Genomic DNA, 21,889 nt, shown 5'->3' on the forward strand with positions numbered 1-21,889 from the left:
TCATGATGAGTACTGAAATTAAAACTCAGGTCGTGGTACTTGGGGCGGGCCCGGCAGGTTACTCTGCTGCCTTTCGTTGCGCTGACTTAGGTCTTGAAACCGTTCTGGTTGAACGTTATTCCACGCTGGGCGGTGTTTGCCTGAACGTGGGATGTATCCCTTCCAAAGCACTGCTGCACGTAGCCAAAGTGATCGAAGAAGCCAAGGCGCTGGCCGAGCACGGCATCGTTTTCGGCGAGCCGAAAACTGACATCGACAAAGTGCGCGTCTGGAAAGAAAAAGTCATCAATCAGCTGACCGGCGGTCTGGCTGGCATGGCTAAAGGCCGTAAAGTGAAAGTGGTTAACGGCCTGGGCAAGTTCACCGGCGCTAATACCCTGGTTGTTGAAGGCGAAAATGGTCCAACCACCATCAACTTCGACAATGCCATCATCGCTGCAGGTTCTCGTCCGATCCAACTGCCATTCATTCCTCATGAAGATCCACGCGTGTGGGACTCTACCGATGCACTGGAGCTGAAAACTGTCCCAGAGCGTCTGCTGGTTATGGGCGGCGGTATCATCGGCCTGGAAATGGGCACCGTATACCATGCGCTGGGTTCACAGATCGACGTTGTCGAAATGTTTGACCAGGTGATCCCGGCGGCTGACAAAGACGTGGTGAAAGTCTTCACCAAGCGCATCAGCAAGCAGTTCAACCTGATGCTGGAAACCAAAGTGACCGCGGTAGAAGCCAAAGAAGACGGCATCTATGTCACTATGGAAGGCAAAAAAGCGCCTGCAGAACCACAGCGTTATGACGCGGTGCTGGTGGCTATCGGCCGCGTGCCGAACGGTAAGCTGCTGGAAGCGGGTAAAGCCGGTGTGGAAGTTGACGAGCGTGGCTTCATCAACGTCGACAAACAGCTGCGTACCAACGTGCCGCACATCTTCGCTATCGGCGACATCGTCGGTCAACCGATGCTGGCGCACAAAGGCGTGCATGAAGGCCACGTTGCCGCTGAAGTTATTGCCGGCATGAAGCACTACTTCGACCCGAAAGTGATCCCATCGATCGCTTACACCGAGCCGGAAGTTGCCTGGGTGGGTCTGACCGAGAAAGAAGCGAAAGAAAAAGGCATCAGCTACGAAACTTCCACCTTCCCGTGGGCAGCTTCTGGCCGTGCTATCGCTTCCGACTGCGCAGACGGCATGACCAAACTGATTTTCGACAAAGAAACTCATCGTATCATCGGTGGCGCGATTGTCGGCACCAACGGTGGCGAGCTGCTGGGTGAAATCGGTCTGGCTATCGAGATGGGTTGCGACGCAGAAGACATCGCGCTGACTATCCATGCTCACCCAACCCTGCACGAATCCGTAGGCTTGGCGGCAGAGATCTTTGAAGGCAGCATCACCGATCTGCCTAACCCGAAAGCCAAGAAGAAGTAATTCTGCTGGTTTGAAAGGTGAATAAGCGGCTCCTGAAAAGGGGCCGTTTTTTTATGCGCGGCATCCAGGTAAAAGGCCGCTCGATGAGCGGCCAGTAGCTTACTTGTTCTGGAATATCACGTTGAACGTGAGGCTGTTGCCGTTAACCGACCAACCGCCTTTGCTCACGCCAAACGCCGATCCCAGTACAATGAGCAGGATAAACATGGAACTCCCTTTCATTGCGCGATCCTTGTGGAACCACGACCACCGCGACTTCACCGGAAAAATCCCGGCGGAACAAGCGCTTTGTGGCGCCTGTATCGCAGTTGTTGCAGCACTGTTCTCAAGCCCGATGACCGACTGCTAAACCGGTAGAACAGACCCGGCTAAATATTACGTTGAAATGAATTTTCAAACATTCTTTTTGTTGATTTTTTAATCATCGTTGCGCACAATGTCCCTGCTTTGTGGCGCTTGTATCGTTCTTAACGATGTAAGAAATCCGTGAGGTGCCTGCTAACACTGAACGGAACAACAGAACCGCCTTAATGGCGGTTTTTTTGTGCCTTCCGCTCTCAAATTTTACTATTCGCGACCAGTAGCCATTGTAAGTGAGTGGGTATTATGTTGTTCTCGTCAGGCTGATGTATGTTGGGAACGGAACCTCTCTGTAGCCCCGTCGGGCCTGTGTCGCAGCCGATTACACTGCGCTCAACGATTCAGCAAAGATTTAATGTTGCTTTTATGTGAACGAATTAACAACCAATTCAAATCCTGATATGCTGGCTGAGCGGAACCGGGCACTGTACTTACAGTCCAGGACATCGACAGCAGTGCCCCGTCAGGATCAATGGCATCAACACCGTGCGCTAAACCCGGTTTGAATAGAGAACGCCAGGCACAATAAATGACAATGAGAGCGAGGAGAATGTCGTGCTAGAAGAATACCGTAAGCACGTAGCCGAGCGTGCTGCAGAGGGCATCGTCCCTAAGCCGTTAGACGCCACCCAAATGGCAGCGCTGGTTGAATCATTAAAGAATCCGCCAAAAGGCGAAGAAGAATTCCTGTTAGACCTGCTGATTAACCGTGTGCCACCGGGCGTCGACGAAGCCGCCTATGTAAAAGCCGGTTTCCTGGCAGCCATCGCCAAAGGCGAAGCGACCTCCCCCCTGATTACCCCCGAGAAAGCCGTAGAGCTGTTAGGCACCATGCAAGGTGGCTATAACATTCATCCGCTGATCGACGCGCTGGATAACGAAAAATTGGCTGCGATTGCCGCCAAAGCGCTGTCCCATACGCTGCTGATGTTCGACAACTTCTACGACGTGGAAGAAAAAGCCAAAGCGGGTAACCCGCACGCCAAGCAGATTATGCAGTCCTGGGCCGATGCCGAGTGGTATCTGTCTCGTCCGCAACTGGCGGAAAAAATCACCGTTACCGTATTCAAAGTCACCGGTGAAACCAACACCGATGACCTGTCGCCGGCACCGGATGCCTGGTCACGCCCGGATATCCCACTGCACGCCCTGGCGATGCTGAAAAACGAACGTGAAGGCATAGTGCCGGATCAGCCGGGCAGCGTTGGGCCTATCAAGCAAATCGAACTGCTGAACAAGAAAGGTTTCCCGCTGGCTTACGTCGGTGACGTTGTCGGCACCGGTTCTTCTCGTAAATCCGCCACCAACTCGGTGCTGTGGTTTATGGGCGACGATATCCCTTACGTGCCTAACAAGCGCGGTGGCGGTGTAGTGCTGGGCGGTAAAATCGCGCCTATCTTCTTCAACACCATGGAAGATGCCGGTGCATTGCCGATTGAAGTGGACGTCAATGACCTGAACATGGGCGACGTGATCGACATTTACCCGTACAAGGGTGAAGTGCGCAACCACGAAACCGGTGAGCTGATTGCCAACTTCGAACTGAAAACCGACGTACTGCTCGACGAAGTGCGTGCCGGTGGCCGTATTCCGCTGATCATCGGTCGTGGCCTGACTACCAAAGCGCGTGAAGCGCTGGGCCTGCCGCACAGCGACGTGTTCCGCATTGCCAAAGAAGTGGCTGTCAGCAGCAAAGGCTTCTCCCTGGCGCAGAAAATGGTTGGCCGCGCCTGTGGCGTTGCCGGCGTGCGCCCGGGCGAATACTGCGAGCCCAAGATGACCTCTGTCGGTTCACAGGACACTACCGGCCCGATGACCCGTGACGAGCTGAAAGATCTGGCTTGTTTGGGCTTCTCCGCCGATCTGGTGATGCAGTCGTTCTGTCACACCGCTGCGTACCCGAAACCGGTTGACGTGACGACCCACCACACGCTGCCGGACTTCATCATGAACCGTGGCGGCGTGTCGCTGCGTCCGGGTGATGGCGTTATTCACTCCTGGCTGAACCGTATGCTGCTGCCGGATACCGTAGGCACCGGCGGTGACTCCCACACCCGTTTCCCAATCGGTATCTCCTTCCCGGCGGGTTCCGGCCTGGTTGCCTTTGCCGCCGCTACCGGCGTGATGCCGCTGGATATGCCAGAGTCTGTCCTGGTGCGCTTCAAAGGCAAGATGCAGCCTGGCATTACTCTGCGTGACCTGGTACACGCAATCCCTTACTACGCCATCCAGCAGGGCCTGCTGACCGTAGAGAAGAAGGGCAAGAAGAACATCTTCTCCGGCCGCATTCTGGAGATCGAAGGCTTGCCGGATCTGAAAGTCGAGCAGGCATTCGAACTGACTGACGCTTCGGCCGAACGTTCCGCTGCCGGCTGTACCATCAAGCTGGATAAGGCACCGATTGAAGAGTATCTGAACTCTAACATCGTGCTGCTCAAGTGGATGATCTCCGAAGGCTACGGCGATCGTCGTACCCTGGAGCGTCGTATTCAGGGCATGCAAAAATGGCTGGCGGATCCGCAACTGCTGGAAGGCGATGCGGATGCAGAATACGCTGCGGTGATCGACATCGATCTGGCAGAGATCACTCAGCCAATCCTGTGTGCACCAAACGATCCGGATGACGCGCGTCTGCTGTCCGACGTGGCCAACAGCAAGATCGATGAAGTGTTTATCGGTTCCTGCATGACCAACATCGGCCACTTCCGCGCGGCCGGCAAGCTGCTGGATCAGCACAAAGGCCAGTTGCCGACCCGTCTGTGGGTGGCTCCGCCAACCAAGATGGATGCGGCTCAGTTGACCGAAGAAGGCTACTACAGCGTATTCGGCAAGAGCGGTGCACGTATCGAGATCCCAGGTTGTTCACTGTGCATGGGTAACCAGGCGCGCGTGGCCGACGGTGCGACGGTGGTTTCCACCTCGACCCGTAACTTCCCGAACCGTCTGGGGACCGGTGCCAACGTGTATCTGGCTTCTGCAGAACTGGCGGCGGTGGCTTCGCTGCTGGGTCGTCTGCCAACGCCGGACGAGTACCAGACGTACATGGCACAGGTCGATAAGTCAGCGGCGGATACCTACCGTTATCTGAACTTTGACCAACTGGGTCAGTACACGGAAAAAGCCGACGGCGTGATCTTCCAAACCGCTGTTTAAGTCGCTATATTGCGCAACTGTTTAACGGGAGGCCTTGGCCTCCCGTTTTATTTTTCTCAGTTGCCAACTTTGCGAGCGCTCACTGAGTTAGTCATGAATTAATGTTTACACTAAGAGAAAGGGCTCAGGAGGGCGTGCTATGGATTACGAATTTCTGCGTGACGTTACCGGTCAGGTAGTGGTCAGATTTTCGATGGGGCATGAGGCGATTGGCCACTGGATCAACGAAGAACTCAAAGGCGACTTCAACCTGCTCGATCGCATCGAAGCCGGGGCGGCGCAAGTGAAGGGCAGCGAGCGTCAATGGCAGCTGGAAGGCCATGAATACACGTTGCTGATGGACGGGGAAGAAGTGATGATCCGCGCTAACCTGCTGGAGTTCGAGGGCGACGAGATGGAGGAGGGGATGAATTACTATGACGAAGAAAGCCTCTCATTCTGCGGCGTCGAAGACTTTTTGCAGGTATTGAAGGCCTACCGTTCTTTTATGCTGAAATACTGAACGTAAGGGCGCGGCGTGCCGCGCCCGATACAGATTACAGATGCGGAATATTGCGGCCGTAATAGATTTCCTGCATCTCTTTCCACAGCAGATCGGTAATCTCTTTACGCTCGGCTTCGCTCAGCGCGTCCGGTTTGGCATTAAACAGGTAGTGCTTCAGATCGAAATCCTTCAGCAACATCTTGGTATGGAAGATGTTTTCCTGATAAACATTCACGTCCATCATGTGGTACAGCGCCTTCATATCATCAGACATAAAGTTCTGGATCGAGTTGATCTCATGATCGATGTAATGCTTCAAGCCGTTTACGTCGCGGGTAAAACCGCGCACGCGGTAATCCATGGTGACGATGTCAGATTCCAACTGGTGGATCAGATAATTCAACGCTTTAAGCGGTGAAATCACGCCGCAGGTGGACACTTCGATATCGGCGCGGAAGGTGCAAAGACCGCCTTCCGGATGGCTCTCCGGATAGGTATGAACGCAGATGTGGCTCTTGTCCAGATGTGCGACTACCGTCTTTGACAGTGGGCCCGGGTGTTCTGAAGTATCGACATCGTCCGGGTCGACCGGCTCTTCGCTGACCAGAATGGTGACGCTGGCGCCCTGAGGCTCGTAGTCCTGACGTGCGATGTTGAGAATATTGGCGCCAATGATCGAGCAGGTCTCGCTGAGGATCTCGGTCAGGCGGTTGGCGTTGTATTGCTCGTCAATGTAGGCGATATAGCCAGCGCGGTCGTCCGCGGTTTTGGCGTAACAAATATCGTAAATACAAAAACTCAGGCTTTTGGTCAGGTTGTTGAAGCCGTGCAGTTTTAGCTTATGCAATTTGGTTCACCTCCTTTATCTTCTCGCTTAACGTGAAACGTTCAGTGCGTCGAGCAAATACTGCGGCAGTGCAAAGCTGCCCGCGTGAATTGCCGGGTTATAATAACGACAGTTTAAGCCGCTTTGATGAAAGCGATGTTGCAGCGTTGGCAAGTCGAGCTGACGCAGCGCCGGATTTTGGCTGGCCCAGGCGAAAGTCATAATGCCGCCGTAATAAGTCGGGATCGCCGCCTGGTAGAAACTGACGTCCTTGAAGTATTGGCTCAGCTTGGTGTGGCTATTGACCGCTTCGTCTTGCTGCAGGAAGCACACGCCGTTCTGCGCAACAAAAATGCCGCCCTCGTTCAGGCAGCGTGCGCAGCCTTCGTAGAATGCCGAGGTGAACAGGCTTTCGCCGGGGCCGATAGGATCGGTGCAGTCAGAGATAATCACATCGAATTTTTCATCGGTCTGATTAACAAAGTTGACGCCGTCGTCGATCACCAGCTTAAAGCGTGGATCGTCGTAAGCACCGGCATTGTGATTAGGCAGGTATTGGCGGCAGAATTCCACCACGCCGGCGTCGATCTCGACCATGGTGATTTGTTCAACGCCCTGATGGCGGCTGACTTCGCGCAGCATAGCGCCGTCACCACCGCCGATGATCAGGATTTTCTTCGCCTGGCCGTGAGCCAGCAGCGGTATGTGGGTCATCATCTCGTGATAGATGAACTCATCGCGCTCGGTGGTTTGCACCACGCCGTCGAGCGCCATAACGCGCCCCAGAACCGGGTTTTCAAAAATCACCAAATCCTGATGCTCGGTCTTCTCACGATACAGCACGTTCTCTACCGAGAAGTACTGGCCGAAGTTGGCATGCAGTGTTTCATACCAAATTTCTTTCTGGGTCATGTGCGGGAACTCCGTAATAACAGCCATGAAAAATTGGCGCAACATCATAGCTAACTCTGCCTGGTGATGCACGGCTGAATTTCAAACAGAGATAGCGGAAGGCGGGGGATTAGTTAGCGTAGGCCAGCAGGCTTAGCGAGTCGCGTGCCAGAGATTTGCATTTGTTCGGGGTAGGAATGGCGATACCACTGAGATCGCGATAGCTGTCTTCACCCAGAGCCTTCATATTAAAACTATTATAGTTGGTCAGATCCCAACGGTTTTGCTGCGCGAAATAAACGATGGCGCGTTTGATTTGTGCATTGGGCAAGTCGTTGTAGCCGCAATCGTTTTTCAAATAAATAAACACCGCCGTCAGATCGGCCAGATCTTCCGCTTCGGACTCATTCAGCGCCAGACTGGCGTTGGAGAACCCCAGCATGGTGAGCAACAGCACCAGTAAACTTGTTTTTTTCATCATGAAAATAGACCTGTTTGTTGTCTACAGACGTTATCACACTTGCCTGTAAAGGCACCAAATTTTATTACTCACAGGTAGCATAACCGGCAGCAAAGGCTTGACCTTCCGCTAAGGGGAGGGTTTAGGCTGACGTTTAGATGAGTTAGATCACTGAGAAAAGGGAGTCAGCGATGTTACGCCGTGATTTTATCAAACTGACCGCTGCGCTGGGCGCGGCAAGCGCTTTACCGTTGTGGAGCCGGGGCGCGTGGGCGGCTGAATTGCCGGCGTTACCGATCCCGCCACTGCTGATACCGGACGCACAAGGGAACGTTGCTCTGGCGCTGCAAACCGGTGAGGTGAACTGGCTGCCGGGCAAGGCGACCCAAACCTGGGGTTTTAATGGCGCGTTGCTGGGGCCGGCGGTGCGCCTACAGCGTGGCAAATCGGTCACGGTGGATATCCGCAATGCGTTGCCGGAAGCCAGTACCGTTCACTGGCACGGTCTGGAAATCCCCGGTGACGTAGACGGTGGACCGCAGGCGCTGATTCAGCCAGGCGCAACGCGCAGGGTGCAGTTCACTATCGAGCAGCCTGCAGCTACCTGCTGGTTCCATCCGCACACCCACGGCAAGACCGGTCAGCAGGTGATGAAGGGCTTGGCCGGGCTGGTGCTGCTCGAAGATGACGAAAGCAGTAAGCTGCCGCTGCCGAAAACCTGGGGACAGGATGATATTCCGGTGATCCTGCAGGACAAGCGGCTGGGCAAGGACGCGCAAATTGAATACCAACTGGACGTGATGAGTGCTGCCGTTGGTTGGTTTGGCGACCGCATGTTCACCAACGGCGCTCAGTATCCGCGCCACGTGGCCCCTCGCGGCTGGCTGCGTCTGCGTTTCCTCAATGGCTGTAATGCACGCTCGCTAAACCTGGCCGCCAGCGATAACCGTCCACTCTATGTGATTGCCAGCGACGGCGGTTTTCTGGCCGAGCCGGTCAAACTAACCGAATTGCCGATGCTGATGGGCGAACGTTTCGAAGTGCTGGTGGATGCCTCTGACGGCAAAGCTTTCGATATCGTCACGCTGCCGGTCAAACAGATGGGCATGACGCTGGCACCGTTCGACCAGCCGCTGCCGGTATTGCATATCCAGCCTTCGCTGGCGCAGGGCATCAAGACGATGCCGGACAGCCTGGTGAAACTGCCAGCGCTGCCTGCGGTGACCGGCATTCAGGAGCGTTGGCTGCAGCTGATGATGAACCCGCAGTTGGATAAGCTGGGTATGCAGGCGCTGATGGATCGCTATGGCCATCAGGCCATGGCCGGCATGAGTATGGATCACGGTGGCATGGGCAAAGGCGACAGCGGTGATATGTCCGGTATGCAAGGGATGGATCACGGCAGCATGAAGGGTATGGACCACGGCAATATGAAAGGCATGGATCACGGCGCGAAGCCGTTCGATTTCAGCCATGGCAATATGATCAACGGCAAGGCCTTCGACATGACCAAGCCGATGTTTGAAGCCAAACGCGGCAAGTACGAAAAGTGGACCCTTTCCGGCGAAGGCGACATGATGCTGCACCCGTTCCATATTCACGGCACTCAATTCCGCATCCTGTCGGAAAACGGTAAACCGCCGGCGGCCCATCGCAGCGGCTGGAAAGATACGGTGCGCGTAGAGGGTTGGCGCAGTGAAGTGTTGGTGCGCTTCGATCACCTGGCCAATAGCGATCACGCCTATATGGCTCACTGTCATCTGCTGGAACACGAAGATACCGGCATGATGATGGGCTTTACGGTAGCTGACTGATCTCCTCGTTGTCTTTCAAGTGGCGGCGCACTCGCGTCGCCACCGGCTTCAGGCTATGCTAAACTCTGCGCCCTTCTTCCGGCAACTGACCTGAAAACTATGAAACACACTGTAGACGTAATGATTTCCGAGCAGGAAGTTAAGACCCGTATTGCCGAACTTGGCCGCCAGATCACCGAACATTACCGCGACAGCGGCAGTGATATGGTGCTGGTCGGGCTGCTGCGCGGCTCCTTCATGTTCATGGCTGACCTGTGTCGCACCATCGAAGTGCCGCATGAGGTCGACTTTATGACCGCTTCCAGCTACGGCAGCGGCATGTCCACGACTCGCGACGTGAAAATCCTTAAGGATTTGGATGAAGATATCCGCGGCAAAGACGTGCTGATCGTGGAAGACATCATCGACTCCGGCAATACGCTGAACAAAGTGCGTGAAATTCTGGCGCTGCGTGGGCCGAAATCCCTGGCGATTTGCACCCTGTTGGACAAGCCTGAACGCCGTGAAGTGGAAGTGCCGGTTGAGTACGTCGGTTTCTCAATCCCGGACGAATTCGTGGTGGGTTACGGCATTGACTACGCTCAGCGCTACCGCCATTTGCCGTACGTCGGCAAAGTGGTGCTGCTGGACGAGTAAACTGCTGTGGGCGCGGCATGCCGCGCCCTATGAGCTTTAGATGCCTTTATCCTGTTGCAGCGTGGCCATGGCTTTGCGATAGCCCATTTCCAGGCTTTCGCGGCTGGTCGCAGCCACTTCCAAATCGCGCAGGCGGCCGTCCTGGATCCCGTACACCCAACCGTGAATCATCACTTTCTGGCCGCGTTTCCATGCTGATTGCATGATGGTGGAATGGCCCAGGTTGTAGACCTGCTCAATAACGTTGATTTCACACAGCACGTCGAGACGTTGTTCCGGTTCCAGTTCACCCAGCAGTGAGCTGTGTTTGTACCACAGGTCGCGAATGTGCAGCAGCCAGTTATTGATCAGCCCCAGTTCCGGGTTCTCGACCGCCGCTTCCACGCCGCCGCAGCCCAGGTGACCGCAGATAATAATATGCTCGACTTCCAGCACGTCGACGGCGTATTGCACCACCGACAGGCAGTTTAAATCGGTATGGATCACCAGGTTCGCCACGTTACGGTGAACAAACAGCTCACCCGGCTCCAATCCGGTCAGTCTTTCCGCCGGTACGCGGCTATCAGAACAACCTATCCATAAAAAACGGGGCTTTTGCGCCTGTGCTAAGCGTTCAAAAAAGTTTGGGTCTTCCTTGCTGATGTTAGCTGACCAGGTGTGGTTATTGGCGATAAGCTTTTCGATCTCTTTCATGGCGGTTATAGGCCTGTAACGAACAGATTGCGTTGGGGTAATATAGGACAAGCGTCACAATTTGGATATCGGAACAGTGGCGCCGGGCGATATTCGGCCACTTTTTATTCAATATGGCGGGATGGAACCTGAATATACCGCACGGATTTGCCTCAGTGAAAACGCTGCTGATGATAAGATCATCTTCATTACAAAAACGCAGCAGCATACTCATCGTCACAAGGTACTTTTTAACTTATGAATTATGCACTGGAATTAGCGCAGTTAACCAAGACTTACGCCGGTGGCGTCAAGGCGTTGCGCGGGATCGATCTCAATGTCGAAGCGGGGGATTTCTATGCCCTGCTGGGGCCGAACGGCGCCGGAAAATCCACGACCATCGGCATCATCAGTTCGTTGGTTAACAAAACCTCCGGCAGCGTACGGGTGTTCGGCTACGACATCGACAAAGACATCGTTAACGCCAAGCGTCAGCTCGGGCTGGTACCGCAGGAGTTCAACTTTAACCCGTTCGAAACCGTGATGCAGATTGTGGTCAATCAGGCGGGCTACTATGGCGTGACCCGCCGCGAAGCCTTGGCTCGTGCGGAAAAATACCTGACTCAGCTGGATTTGTGGGGCAAGCGCGAAGAACGCGCTCGCATGTTGTCCGGCGGCATGAAGCGCCGCTTGATGATCGCCCGGGCCTTGATGCATCAGCCAAAACTGCTGATCCTCGATGAACCGACTGCCGGGGTGGATATCGAGCTGCGTCGCTCTATGTGGGGCTTCCTGAAAGAGCTTAACGCCCAGGGCACCACCATTATTCTCACCACTCACTATCTGGAAGAAGCAGAAATGCTGTGCCGCAATATCGGCATTATCCAGAACGGTGATCTGGTAGAGAACACCTCGATGAAAGGCCTGCTGGCCAAGCTGAAGTCCGAAACCTTTATCCTCGATCTGGCGGCGAAAAGCCCGCTGCCGAAGCTGGATGGCTACCGTCATCGCCTGACGGACACCTCGACGCTGGAGGTGGAAGTGATGCGCGAGCAGGGCCTGAACGGCCTGTTTACCCAGCTCAGCGCACAGGGCGTCCAGGTCCTGAGCATGCGTAACAAGGCCAACCGGCTGGAAGAGCTGTTTGTCACCCTGGTTAACGGTAATGGAGAAAAAGCATGACGCGTTTGTATTGGGTGGCTTTGCAGAGCATTTGGGCTAAAGAGATCAACCGATTTGCCCGTATCTGGATCCAGACCCTGGTGCCGCCGGTGATCACCATGACGCTGTATTTCATCATCTTCGGCAACCTGATTGGTTCACGTATCGGCGAAATGCACGGTTTCGATTACATGCAGTTTATCGTTCCCGGCCTGATTATGATGGCGGTGATCACCAACTCGTACGCCAACGTGGCCTCGTCGTTCTTCAGCGCCAAATTCCAGCGCAATATCGAAGAACTGCTGGTGGCTCCGGTGCCGACGCACGTGGTGATTGCCGGTTACGTCGGCGGCGGCGTGGCGCGGGGTATCTGCGTCGGCGTGTTGGTGACCGTGATCTCGCTGTTCTTTGTGCCGCTGCAGGTGCATGCCTGGTGGGTGATTGTGGTCACGCTGCTACTGACGGCGATCTTGTTCTCGTTGGCGGGCCTGATCAACGCGGTGTTTGCCACCACCTTTGACGATATCAGCCTGATCCCGACCTTCGTGCTGACGCCGTTGACCTACCTGGGCGGGGTATTCTACTCGCTGACGCTGCTGCCGCCGTTCTGGCAGGCGGTGTCCAAGCTGAACCCGATCGTCTACATGATCAGCGGTTTCCGCTACGGTTTCCTGGGTATCAGCGATGTACCGTTGGCGTTCACCATGGCGGTGCTGGTGGCGTTTATCGCGGTGTTCTATCTGCTGGTCTGGTTCCTGATCGAGCGCGGCCGCGGTTTGCGCACCTGATAGTATGGCGTCCCCGGGCAGACGTACGGGGACGCGTTTATCAATCTGCGGCAAGCATCCCGTAAATCAATAAAATTGCTCGAATAACCCCTTTCTCCCCGCTGTTCAAATCGTGCTATGCTGACGCTCCACATTTTCTCCATTTTGTTATATACCCTATGAATTTCAAGTTGCAGCCAGGCGGCCAGCTCACTCATCCTCAGGTAAATCATGAGATGATCGAGTGCAGGTAACAACGCTGCAGTCTGAAATACGACGGGTATTACGTACTCGTAAGTAGAATATAACCATGCGGTCTACACACAAGATAGCGGCTGGAGTACTCGGCATCCTGTTGTCGTTTGCTTCCCCGGCCGGCCTGGCAAGTTTGTTGTCGGAAGACAGCGCCGTTAAATCCGAATATATGGAAGCGCAGCGCGACAGCGAGGTTTATTCGCTGATTGGCGAACACGTTATTCCGGTCGGCGAAGTGAAGCAGGGGCAACTGATTCAGGTGTTCCCGGCGGATGCGGAGTATTACGAGTTCAAATTCGGTCACGGCACCGGGTTTATCGATAAAGACGATGTGCGCGATCTTAAAAAATCGCACAAGGTGAAGGACGATCTTGGCGAACTGAATAAGCCGCTGACCAACCAGAACCTGATCACTCAAAAGGCGATCAACGTCTATACCGATGCGGATAACACCAGTGATGTGTTTGGCGTGCTGGAAGAGAATCTGCGCTACCCGATTATCGGCAAGCTGAAGGATCGGCTCAACAATACCTGGTATGAGATCAACATTGGCGATCGTCTGGGTTATGTCAGTGAGCTGGACTGCGAGATCGACACCGGTATTCCGGTGCTGACCTACCATCACCTGCTGAAAAACGAAGAGAACAAGCGTTTCCGCCATACCTCGACCACCACTTCCGACGTGGCGTTCAGCAATCAGATGACCTACCTGAAGCAGGCGGGCTACGACACGATTTCCCTGTATCAGTTGGAAGCCTATCTGAACAACCAGATCAACCTGCCCGGCAAGGCCGTGGTGCTGACGTTTGATGACGGGCTGAAATCGGTCTACCGTTACGCTTACCCGGTATTGAAGAATTACGGCTTCCGCGCCACGGCGTTTATTATTTCCTCACGCATCAAGCGCCACCCGCAAAAGTGGAATCCTGATTCGCTGCAGTTTATGAGCATTTCCGAACTGAAGCAGATCCAGGACGTGTTCGACGTGCAGTCGCATACGCATTTCCTGCATCGCACCGACGGTAATCGTCAGCCGATCCTGCTGAGCCGTTCGCTGCACAACATAGAATTCGATTTTGAGCACTCGCGCCGCGCGCTGTCGCAGTTTAATCCGCATGTGCTGTATGTGTCATACCCGTTTGGCGGCTATAACCAACGGGCGATACAGGCGGCGAAGGATGCCGGTTTCCATATGGCGGTGACCACGGTGCAGGGCAAAGTGAAGCCGGGGGACAACCCCTATACGCTGAAGCGGTTGTACATTCTGCGTACCGACTCGATTCAGACCATGGCGGACAGAATCGCCAACAAGCCGGGAACGCTGGTGGTGCAGTAATCAGGAAGAAACGGGCACCGACGGCGCCCGTTGTGACTTTTAGGCGACCTGAACCGGCACGGCTTTCGCCTTGCGCTGCAGGTTATTGTCGCCTTCGAAGTAGGCCACTTTCGGATGGTGTTGACGGGCATCGGCATCGCTCATCTGCACGTAAGAACAGATGATCAGCTTGTCGCCGACGCAGGCGCAACGCGCTGCCGCCCCGTTGACCGAAATAATGCGCGAGCCGCGTTCGGCGGCGATGGCATAGGTTGAGAAACGCTGACCGTTATCAACGTTATAAATATCGATAGCTTCATATTCCAGAATGCCTGCGGCCTCCAGGAAGTCCTGATCGATGGCGCAGGAACCTTCGTAGTGCAAGTCGGCCTGAGTCACTTTCACCCGATGCAGCTTGCCTTGCAGCATAGTACGTATCATAACTTTACCTAACTGAGTATCCGCCTTCACAGGCGATTGAGGTTGAACATCCATCCGGCGTTTATCGTCACCGATAAGTCCCTCCATGTCTACTTTCAGAAGGGCTGTAACAGTGACGACTGCACAAAAAGTAGCTTACAGCGTCAGATCAACCTGCTGGTTGTCAATCAAGCGCGCCTTGCCGAGCCAGGCGGCCATCAGCACCACTGCCCGTTGGCTTTCCACGCCCAGCGGTTGCAGGCTGTCGGCGTCACGGATAAACAGTTCGTCCGGTGTGAAACCAGCGCTGCGCAACTGAGCGGCGGTGTGTTCCAGCAACTCGTCGACATGGCGTTCGCCGTTGCTGAGCTGTTCTGCCAGCGCATTCATGATCTTGCTGAGTTGAGGGGCGATTTTACGCTCTTCGGCGGTCAGGTAGCCGTTGCGTGAACTGAGCGCCAGGCCATCCTTAGCGCGTACGGTAGGCACGCCGACGATGTCGATGTCGTAACCCATGTCCGCCACCATTTTGCGGATCAACGCCAGTTGCTGATAATCCTTCTCGCCAAAACAGGCCAGATCCGGTTGCACCAGGTTGAACAGCTTGCTGACAATGGTCGCGACGCCGCGGAAGTGGCCCGGACGGCTGGCCCCTTCCAATATGGAGGACAGGCCAGGTACGTCGACATAGGTTTGTTGCTCCAGCCCCTGAGGGTAGATATCGGCCGGCGCGGGTGCGAACACCAGCTCTACGCCGCGACGGGTCAGCTTCTCGCTGTCCTCTTGCAGGGTGCGCGGGTAGCGCGCCAAATCGTCAGGGCGTTCGAACTGCATCGGGTTGACAAAAATACTGACCACCACGACATCGGCACGTGCACGTGCTTCATCGACCAGCGTCATATGGCCTTCGTGCAGGTTGCCCATGGTCGGTACCAGCGCGATGCGTTTACCCTCTTGACGCCAGCGGCGGATCTGCTGACGCAACAGAGGCAGGGTTTCGATAATTACCATTCCATAACTCCTTGATAGGCTATTTTGCTTGCCTGATTGCGATTGGGCAGTGCTCGTTCTCCTCACGTACTAGGTGTACGCTCCGGGAACTGCGCGCTGGCCGCACTCAACCAGGCGGCGCCAATCACGCCTATTTAAACCATGCCGTTAATTAAATGAGTGCTCTTCAGCGGGGTAAATTCCTTGCTCCACGTCCTGAATATAGTGTTGCACCGCCGAGCGGATATCGCCGCTTTGCGCCAGGAAGTTTTTAGCGAATTTAGGCGTGTGGCCGCCGGTGATGCCGAACGCGTCGTGCATCACCAGGATTTGGCCATCGGTGGCATTGCCGGCACCGATGCCAATCACCGGAATGGTCAGTTCTTCGGTGATCTTACGCGCCAATTCGGTTGGCACGCATTCCAGCACCAGTAGCTGCATGCCGGCCAGCTCCAGATTTTTGGCATCTTCCAGCAGTTGCTTGGCGGCAAGCTCATCACGGCCTTGCACTTTGTAGCCGCCAAACACGTTAACGGATTGCGGTGTCAGGCCAAGGTGGCCGCACACCGGCACCGCACGTTCGGTCAGCATTTTCACCGTTTCGCACAGCCAGCTGCCGCCTTCCAGCTTCACCATGTTAGCGCCGGCCTGCATCAGCTTGGCGGCATTGGCACAGGCCGATTGCGGCGTGGCGTAACTCATAAAAGGCATATCGGCCAGCAACAGACAGGCTGGCGCGCCGCGGCGGACGGCGCGAGTATGATAGGCAACGTCGGCGACGGTGACCGGCAGCGTGGAGTCGTGGCCCTGCAGCGTCATCCCCAGCGAGTCGCCTACCAGCAACACTTTAACGCCTTGCTCTTCAAACAGTTTGGCAAAGCTGGCATCGTAGGCGGTGAGGGAAGCAAACTTGCGTTGTTCCTGCTTCCACTGGCGCAAATGGGTCACGGTGGTGGGTTTCATCACTACGTCTCCTGAATAGGGCCGAGCGGTATGCGCAGGGCCCTGGCTGCAAAAAAGTGCTGTCATTCTACTGTAACCCTAACGGGGTGGGTAGCGCAGATCATCATGCTTAAGAGCTTCTTAAGAACCTTGTGGTGTAATGGGCGGCAATGGCTAAAAAAGGACGCACATGCGAATTTTGCTGATAGAAGATGACAAGTTAATTGGCGACGGCATCAAGGCTGGCTTGACCAAACTCGGCTTTAATCTGGACTGGTTTACCGATGGTCTGGTGGGGAAAAACGCGCTGGAAAGCGCGCCTTACGACGCGGTTATTCTCGATCTCAGCCTGCCGGGTCTCGACGGTTTGGATCTGCTGCGACAGTGGCGGCAGGCTGGCCACGACGTGCCGGTGCTGATCCTCACCGCGCGTGATGCGTTGGAGCAGCGGGTCAGCGGCCTGCAGAGCGGCGCTGACGATTACCTGTGCAAGCCTTTTGCCCTGGCGGAAGTTGCGGCTCGCCTGCAGGCGTTGATCCGTCGTCGCCACGGCCAACTGATGCCGCAGCTGGTGCATGGCAATGTGGTATTTGACGCAGCCACCCGCAGCGTGAGCTGTAACGGTGAACCGGTCACGCTGACACCGCGCGAGCTGGCGGTGCTGGAACTGTTTCTGCACAACAAGGGGCGGGTGCTGGCGCGGCCGCTGATCCAGGAAAAATTGTACAACTGGGACGATGAGGTCAGCAGCAACGCGGTAGAAGTGCATATTCACCACCTGCGACGCAAGTTGGGCAATAGTTTTATCCGCACCATTCACGGCGTGGGTTATACCCTGGGGGATGTGCCGTGAAACATCTTAGTCTGCGGTTGCGGCTGATCCTGATCTTCAGCCTGTTGGCATTATTGACCTGGTGCTCCGCCAGTTTGGTGGCGTGGATGATGACGCGCAACAACATCAACGAAGTGTTCGATACCCAACAGATGTTGTTCGCCAAACGCCTGGCGACCGCCAATCTGGGGGATCTTTTGGCCGACGAAAATGCACGCAGCCTGCCGAAAACCAAGAAGCTGGTGCATCACGGTAAACGCGGCGAGCAGGACGACGACGCGCTGGCGTTCGCCATTTTCGACCGTAACGGCAAGATGTTGCTCAATGATGGCGAGAACGGGGCGGATTTCCTGTTTGATGGCGAGCGAGAAGGCTTTACCGATGGTGAACGCAAAGGTGATGACGACAGTTGGCGCCTGCTGTGGCTGACCAGCCCGGACGGGCGTTATCGCATCGTCGTGGGGCAGGAGTGGGACTATCGACGCGATATGGCGTTGGGCATGGTGACTGGGCAACTGGTGCCCTGGCTGGTGACGCTGCCGATCCTGATGCTGCTGATTGCCTTGATGGTCGGGCGAGAACTGAAGCCATTGCGCACGGTCGCCGCTGGACTGCGCAAGCGCGCTCCGGATGACGCCACACCGCTGGACGCGCGCCAGGTACCTACCGAAGTGCGCCCACTGGTGGATGCGCTTAACGCGCTGTTTGCCCGCATTAATGCGCTATTGGTGCGTGAGCGGCGCTTTACCTCCGATGCGGCCCATGAGCTGCGCAGCCCGCTGGCGGCGCTGCGGGTGCAGACGGAAGTGGTGCAACTGGCGGGTGATGATGAACAGATGCGCGAGCATGCGCTGGAAAACCTGACGGTGAGTATCGATCGCGCAACCCGGCTGGTGGATCAGCTGCTGACGCTTTCGCGGCTGGATTCACTGTCTGATCTGGCCGAACTGGAAGCGGTCGACTGGGGGCAACTGGTGCCGATGACCCTGGCCGAACAGGATCGTCATGCCCATGCCGCAGGTGTCACGCTGCGCTATGAACAGCAGGGCACACCACCGCCGTTACAGGGGCAAGCGCTGCTGCTGTCGCTGCTGGTGCGCAATCTGGTGGATAACGCAGTGCGTTACACACCGGCAGGCGGCACCGTTACGGTGAAGCTTACAGAGCGGATGCTGAGGGTCGAAGACGATGGTCCGGGCGTGACGGAGGAACACCTGACAAGGCTGGGGGAACGTTTTTATCGCCCACCAGGACAGGAACAAACCGGCAGCGGGCTGGGATTATCCATAGTGCAGCGTATCGCCAGTTTGCACGGTCTGCGCGTCAGCTTTGCCAATCGGCCGGAAGGGGGATTTGTCGCGCAGGTGGTGCTGTGAGGGCGCCGTATATGAACTGCGCACGACGCTGGCGTTTACTTGGGTTTATGCCACAGTTCCATGCCGTTTTCCGGCACGCGCTTCAGGCAACTGGTCAGCGACTCGCCGTCCGGGAAAATCAGGTCAGGGGCGATTTCCGCCAGCGGGTAGAGCATGAACTCGCGTTCTTTCAGGCCGTAATGCGGCACCGTCAGGCGATCGGTATGAATAACCTGATCGCCGTACAGCATGATGTCTAAATCGAGGGAGCGTGGGCCCCAGCGCTCATCTTTGCGCACGCGGCCCTGATTGCGTTCTATCGCCTGGGTATGATCCAGCAGCTGTTCCGCAGGCAGCAAGGTATCCAGCGCCACCACCGCATTGAGAAAGTCCGGCTGGTTTTGCGGCCCCAGCGGCTTGGTGCGATAAAACGAAGAACAAAGGATCAACCGGGTGCGCGGGAGATGCTCCAGCGCTTCCAGTGCGGCCTTGACCTGTTGCAACGGGTGCGCCAGGTTACTGCCCAGCGCGATATAAACGCGGATCATTATTCCCCTTCTTTACGCGGCGTCCGACGGCGAGGGCGGCGTTGACGCGTGCGGCGCGGCGCCGGATCGTCACCCAAGGTACTCAACATGTTCTTTTGGCGCGCCGGGGTGGCTTCCTGGAACTCGCCCCACCATTCGGTCAGACGCAACATCTCCTGGTTTTCTTCCACTTCGGCACGCAGCGCCAGCAGATCGTAAGCGGCGCGGAATTTCGGGTGTTCCATCAGCTTGTGCGCGCGCTTGCCCTGGCGGCGAGACAGACGGAGCTGCAACTGCCAGATATCGCGAACCAGCGTGGTAATGCGTTTCGGGATCGCCAATGAACGGCATTGCTCGTCCAGCACGTCATTCATGGCCAGTGCGAAGGCGTCGTAGTACGCCAGACCGCTTTCCTGCGCCAGTTTCTGCGCATGTTCCAGCAGCGGATACCAAAGCATAGCAGCAAACAGGAATGCCGGATTGACGCGCATGTCGTTTTGCAGACGGTAGTCGGTGTTCTTCAGCACCTGAACCAGAATACGCTCCATTGGCGTGTCATGGGTCGGGGTGAAGTGACGTGCGATCTGCGGGAACAACGGCTGGAACAGCTGGTATTCACACAGCTTCAGATAGGTTGGGTAACCGTAGCCTGCCTGCAGCAGTTTCAGCGACTCTTCAAACAGGCGCGCCGGTGGGATCTCATGCAGCAGCGAGGCCAGACGCGGGATCGGCTCGGCGGTTTCGTCACTGATGGTCATGTCCAGCTTGGCGGCAAAGCGCACTGCACGCAGCATGCGTACCGGGTCTTCGCGGTAGCGGGTTTCCGGATCGCCGATCAGACGAATCACGCCCTGCTTCAGGTCGCGCAGGCCGTCGACGTAATCACGCAGGGTGAAGTCCGCCACGCCGTAATACAGGCTGTTGATGGTGAAGTCGCGACGCTGAGCATCTTCTTCGATCGAACCGAAGATGTTGTCGCGCAGCAGCATGCCGTTTTGGGCCTGCTGGGAAGAGTTTTTGTCAGAATCCGGCGTTTGCTGTTCGTGGTGGCCACGGAAGGTGGCAACCTCGATGATTTCCGGCCCGAACATCACGTGCGCCAAACGGAAACGGCGGCCCACCAGGCGGCAGTTGCGGAACAGCTTGCGCACTTGCTCCGGCGTGGCGTTGGTGGTGATGTCGAAATCTTTCGGTTTTTTGCCCAGCAGCAGGTCACGTACACCGCCGCCGACCAGATAAGCTTCGAAGCCGGATTTATTCAGGCGGTACAGCACCTTCAGCGCGTTCTCACTGATGTCTTTACGTGAGATGGAGTGCTGATCGCGGGGGATAACGGTCATTGGGCCGGTTCCCTCTGCGGCAGGAAAAGGTGGGCGTTTACGCGGTGCCTGCCGGCGGGCAGGAGTATCTCTGCCGCGATCGGCGGAACGTTGCTGCGGCGCAGACGGCTTCGCAGCCACCGCGCTTTCTTCGCGGACTACGTTTGTATCGCTGACCGGCGCATCGTCACGCGGCAGCTTGTCATCGCGGGTTAGCACCTTACGGCAGAAATTGGCTACTCGGGTAAAAATGGTACACCTCGATAGTGTCTGAAAAAAATGGCGCTAACAAAAAATAGCGGCTAATCATAGCTCACCATGGCTCTTTTGAGAATGCTGATGTGTTTTCGTCCAGGGGAATAGCCTCCTGACGCGGCACATCATCCAGCTTCCAGTGTGCGATCGCCCAGCTCAATAATAACGGCAGGTCAAGATCTTGCCAGCTTTCCGGCAGCGGTTGGCGCAGAAACTTCAGTGCGGCAACCAGCACCGGGCGCGGATCGCCTGCGGGCAGCGCGGGCGCATGGTTTTGCTTCGACAATTTGATGCCGTTGGCACCCAGCGCCAATGGCAGATGAACATAGGCGGGCACCGGCGCCTGTAACTGACGGTACAGCGCAATCTGACGCACGGTAGGTTCGATCAGATCGGCGCCGCGCACGATTTCGGTCACGCCCTGAAAATGGTCATCAACCACCACCGCCAGGTTATAAGCGAACAGCCCATCGCGTCGACGGATAATAAAGTCTTCCCGCGCCAACGCCGGATCGGCCTGCAACTCTCCCTGCAGGCGATCGTGAAAGGCATAAACCGGGCTGGATTGGCGCAAACGGATGGCGGCGCCCTGCGGGCCGAGATTCAAAGCACGGCAATGACCATCATAAAGACCGCCAATCTGCTGGATACGACTGCGGGTGCAGTTGCAGAAATAGCTCAGTCCCTGCTGATGCAGGTGTTCCAGAGTGGCGCGGTAAGCTTCGTGACGTTGGGATTGATAGATGACCTGGCCGTCCCAGTGGAGACCATAGTGTTCCAGAGCGGATAAGATACGATCGGCCGCACCGGCGACTTCGCGCGGGGGATCGATATCTTCAATGCGAACCAGCCATTGCCCGTGTTGGGCACGAGCCTGGAGGTAGCTTCCCAGAGCGGCAATCAGCGAACCGAAATGCAGATCCCCGGAAGGCGATGGGGCAAAGCGCCCCACATAATGTCTTTCTTGCATATCAGAGGGGAAACTTTCCCTTTTCTCTGTGCGGCGCACACTGACGCGCACGCCG

21 protein-coding genes are annotated in these 21,889 nt (G+C 56.1%); 11 read left to right on the forward strand and 10 right to left on the reverse strand.

The features are described 5' to 3' along the window. The first annotated feature begins 5 nt into the window (after positions 1-5). From lpdA to yacL, 4 genes are all read left to right on the forward strand, one after another. Complete coding sequence (gene lpdA / locus ACMGG1_RS03015; RefSeq protein ID WP_020828582.1) at positions 6-1,430, forward strand: dihydrolipoyl dehydrogenase; 1,425 nt, start codon at positions 6-8, stop codon at positions 1,428-1,430. A gap of 205 nt (positions 1,431-1,635) precedes the next feature. Further along, the gene (locus ACMGG1_RS03020) at positions 1,636-1,779 is read left to right on the forward strand and encodes a hypothetical protein (RefSeq protein WP_153263149.1); all 144 of its coding nucleotides are present in this window, start codon (positions 1,636-1,638) and stop codon (positions 1,777-1,779) included. A 566-nt stretch (positions 1,780-2,345) separates the two neighbouring features. Next, positions 2,346-4,943, forward strand: a complete 2,598-nt coding sequence (gene acnB, locus ACMGG1_RS03025; protein WP_046372654.1) for a bifunctional aconitate hydratase 2/2-methylisocitrate dehydratase — start codon at positions 2,346-2,348, stop codon at positions 4,941-4,943. Between the two features lie 139 nt (positions 4,944-5,082). Then, the gene (gene yacL, locus ACMGG1_RS03030) at positions 5,083-5,445 is read left to right on the forward strand and encodes a protein YacL (protein WP_020828579.1); all 363 of its coding nucleotides are present in this window, start codon (positions 5,083-5,085) and stop codon (positions 5,443-5,445) included. A gap of 34 nt (positions 5,446-5,479) precedes the next feature. Here yacL and speD read toward each other — a convergent pair whose 3' ends face one another. The 3 genes from speD to ACMGG1_RS03045 form a co-directional block, all read right to left on the reverse strand. Beyond that, positions 5,480-6,274 carry an adenosylmethionine decarboxylase gene (speD, locus tag ACMGG1_RS03035; RefSeq protein ID WP_020828578.1) on the reverse strand — a complete coding sequence of 265 codons (795 nt, stop codon included), beginning with the start codon at positions 6,272-6,274 and terminating at the stop codon, positions 5,480-5,482. A 27-nt stretch (positions 6,275-6,301) separates the two neighbouring features. Then, the gene (gene speE, locus ACMGG1_RS03040; protein ID WP_041415683.1) at positions 6,302-7,165 is read right to left on the reverse strand and encodes a polyamine aminopropyltransferase; all 864 of its coding nucleotides are present in this window, start codon (positions 7,163-7,165) and stop codon (positions 6,302-6,304) included. Positions 7,166-7,274: 109 nt separating this feature from the next. Beyond that, complete coding sequence (locus ACMGG1_RS03045; protein WP_041415681.1) at positions 7,275-7,622, reverse strand: YacC family pilotin-like protein; 348 nt, start codon at positions 7,620-7,622, stop codon at positions 7,275-7,277. Between the two features lie 173 nt (positions 7,623-7,795). On the opposite strand from ACMGG1_RS03045, the gene cueO reads away from it, so the two are divergent. Both cueO and hpt read left to right on the forward strand, forming a co-directional pair. Then, positions 7,796-9,418: a multicopper oxidase CueO gene (cueO, locus tag ACMGG1_RS03050; protein WP_414161142.1), complete on the forward strand. Its 1,623-nt coding sequence runs from the start codon at positions 7,796-7,798 to the stop codon at positions 9,416-9,418. A gap of 99 nt (positions 9,419-9,517) precedes the next feature. Further along, positions 9,518-10,054, forward strand: a complete 537-nt coding sequence (gene hpt / locus ACMGG1_RS03055; protein WP_071827054.1) for a hypoxanthine phosphoribosyltransferase — start codon at positions 9,518-9,520, stop codon at positions 10,052-10,054. A gap of 36 nt (positions 10,055-10,090) precedes the next feature. On the opposite strand, the gene can is transcribed toward hpt, so the two are convergent. Then, entirely contained in the window at positions 10,091-10,747 is a 657-nt protein-coding gene (gene can, locus ACMGG1_RS03060) for a carbonate dehydratase (protein ID WP_012146699.1), read from the reverse strand. Between the two features lie 237 nt (positions 10,748-10,984). Between can and ACMGG1_RS03065 the strand changes: the two genes are divergently transcribed. The 3 genes from ACMGG1_RS03065 (at position 10,985) to ACMGG1_RS03075 (ending at position 14,245) form a co-directional block, all read left to right on the forward strand. After that, a complete protein-coding gene (locus tag ACMGG1_RS03065; protein WP_020828573.1) occupies positions 10,985-11,908 on the forward strand; it encodes an ABC transporter ATP-binding protein in 924 nt (307 codons plus the stop codon). Continuing rightward, positions 11,905-12,675, forward strand: a complete 771-nt coding sequence (locus tag ACMGG1_RS03070) for an ABC transporter permease (protein WP_020828572.1) — start codon at positions 11,905-11,907, stop codon at positions 12,673-12,675. Before ACMGG1_RS03065 ends, ACMGG1_RS03070 begins: the two co-directional genes overlap by 4 nt. 289 nt (positions 12,676-12,964) lie before the next feature. Further along, positions 12,965-14,245 (forward strand): polysaccharide deacetylase family protein, encoded by a 1,281-nt coding sequence (locus ACMGG1_RS03075; RefSeq protein ID WP_414161143.1) that lies wholly within the window; start codon positions 12,965-12,967, stop codon positions 14,243-14,245. 39 nt (positions 14,246-14,284) lie between these two features. On the opposite strand, the gene panD is transcribed toward ACMGG1_RS03075, so the two are convergent. The 3 genes from panD to panB all read right to left on the reverse strand — a co-directional run bounded on the left by panD (position 14,285) and on the right by panB (position 16,597). Further along, positions 14,285-14,665, reverse strand: coding sequence for an aspartate 1-decarboxylase (gene panD / locus ACMGG1_RS03080; RefSeq protein WP_037416822.1), 381 nt, complete (start codon positions 14,663-14,665; stop codon positions 14,285-14,287). A 135-nt stretch (positions 14,666-14,800) separates the two neighbouring features. Beyond that, positions 14,801-15,655 carry a pantoate--beta-alanine ligase gene (panC, locus tag ACMGG1_RS03085; RefSeq protein WP_048760036.1) on the reverse strand — a complete coding sequence of 285 codons (855 nt, stop codon included), beginning with the start codon at positions 15,653-15,655 and terminating at the stop codon, positions 14,801-14,803. 147 nt (positions 15,656-15,802) lie between these two features. After that, on the reverse strand, positions 15,803-16,597 hold the full coding sequence (panB, locus tag ACMGG1_RS03090; RefSeq protein ID WP_401661459.1) for a 3-methyl-2-oxobutanoate hydroxymethyltransferase: 795 nt from the start codon (positions 16,595-16,597) through the stop codon (positions 15,803-15,805). A gap of 169 nt (positions 16,598-16,766) precedes the next feature. Between panB and qseB the strand changes: the two genes are divergently transcribed. Beyond that, positions 16,767-17,429 (forward strand): quorum sensing response regulator transcription factor QseB, encoded by a 663-nt coding sequence (gene qseB / locus ACMGG1_RS03095; RefSeq protein WP_020828567.1) that lies wholly within the window; start codon positions 16,767-16,769, stop codon positions 17,427-17,429. Next, positions 17,426-18,784 carry a quorum sensing histidine kinase QseC gene (gene qseC, locus ACMGG1_RS03100; protein WP_128865423.1) on the forward strand — a complete coding sequence of 453 codons (1,359 nt, stop codon included), beginning with the start codon at positions 17,426-17,428 and terminating at the stop codon, positions 18,782-18,784. Before qseB ends, qseC begins: the two co-directional genes overlap by 4 nt. Positions 18,785-18,819: 35 nt before the next feature. Here the strand turns inward: qseC and folK are convergent, their stop codons facing one another. The 3 genes from folK to gluQRS all read right to left on the reverse strand — a co-directional run bounded on the left by folK (position 18,820) and on the right by gluQRS (position 21,834). Beyond that, on the reverse strand, positions 18,820-19,311 hold the full coding sequence (gene folK / locus ACMGG1_RS03105) for a 2-amino-4-hydroxy-6-hydroxymethyldihydropteridine diphosphokinase (protein ID WP_020828566.1): 492 nt from the start codon (positions 19,309-19,311) through the stop codon (positions 18,820-18,822). Continuing rightward, positions 19,311-20,861, reverse strand: a complete 1,551-nt coding sequence (pcnB, locus tag ACMGG1_RS03110) for a polynucleotide adenylyltransferase PcnB (RefSeq protein ID WP_071844533.1) — start codon at positions 20,859-20,861, stop codon at positions 19,311-19,313. The genes folK and pcnB overlap by 1 nt, the downstream gene beginning before the upstream one ends. 61 nt (positions 20,862-20,922) lie before the next feature. Next, positions 20,923-21,834 carry a tRNA glutamyl-Q(34) synthetase GluQRS gene (gene gluQRS, locus ACMGG1_RS03115; RefSeq protein ID WP_020828564.1) on the reverse strand — a complete coding sequence of 304 codons (912 nt, stop codon included), beginning with the start codon at positions 21,832-21,834 and terminating at the stop codon, positions 20,923-20,925. Between the last annotated feature and the right edge of the window lie 55 nt (positions 21,835-21,889).

Origin of the sequence: Serratia sp. BNK-12 (genome assembly GCF_047456085.1) — a bacterium.
GTDB lineage: Bacteria > Pseudomonadota > Gammaproteobacteria > Enterobacterales > Enterobacteriaceae > Serratia > Serratia liquefaciens.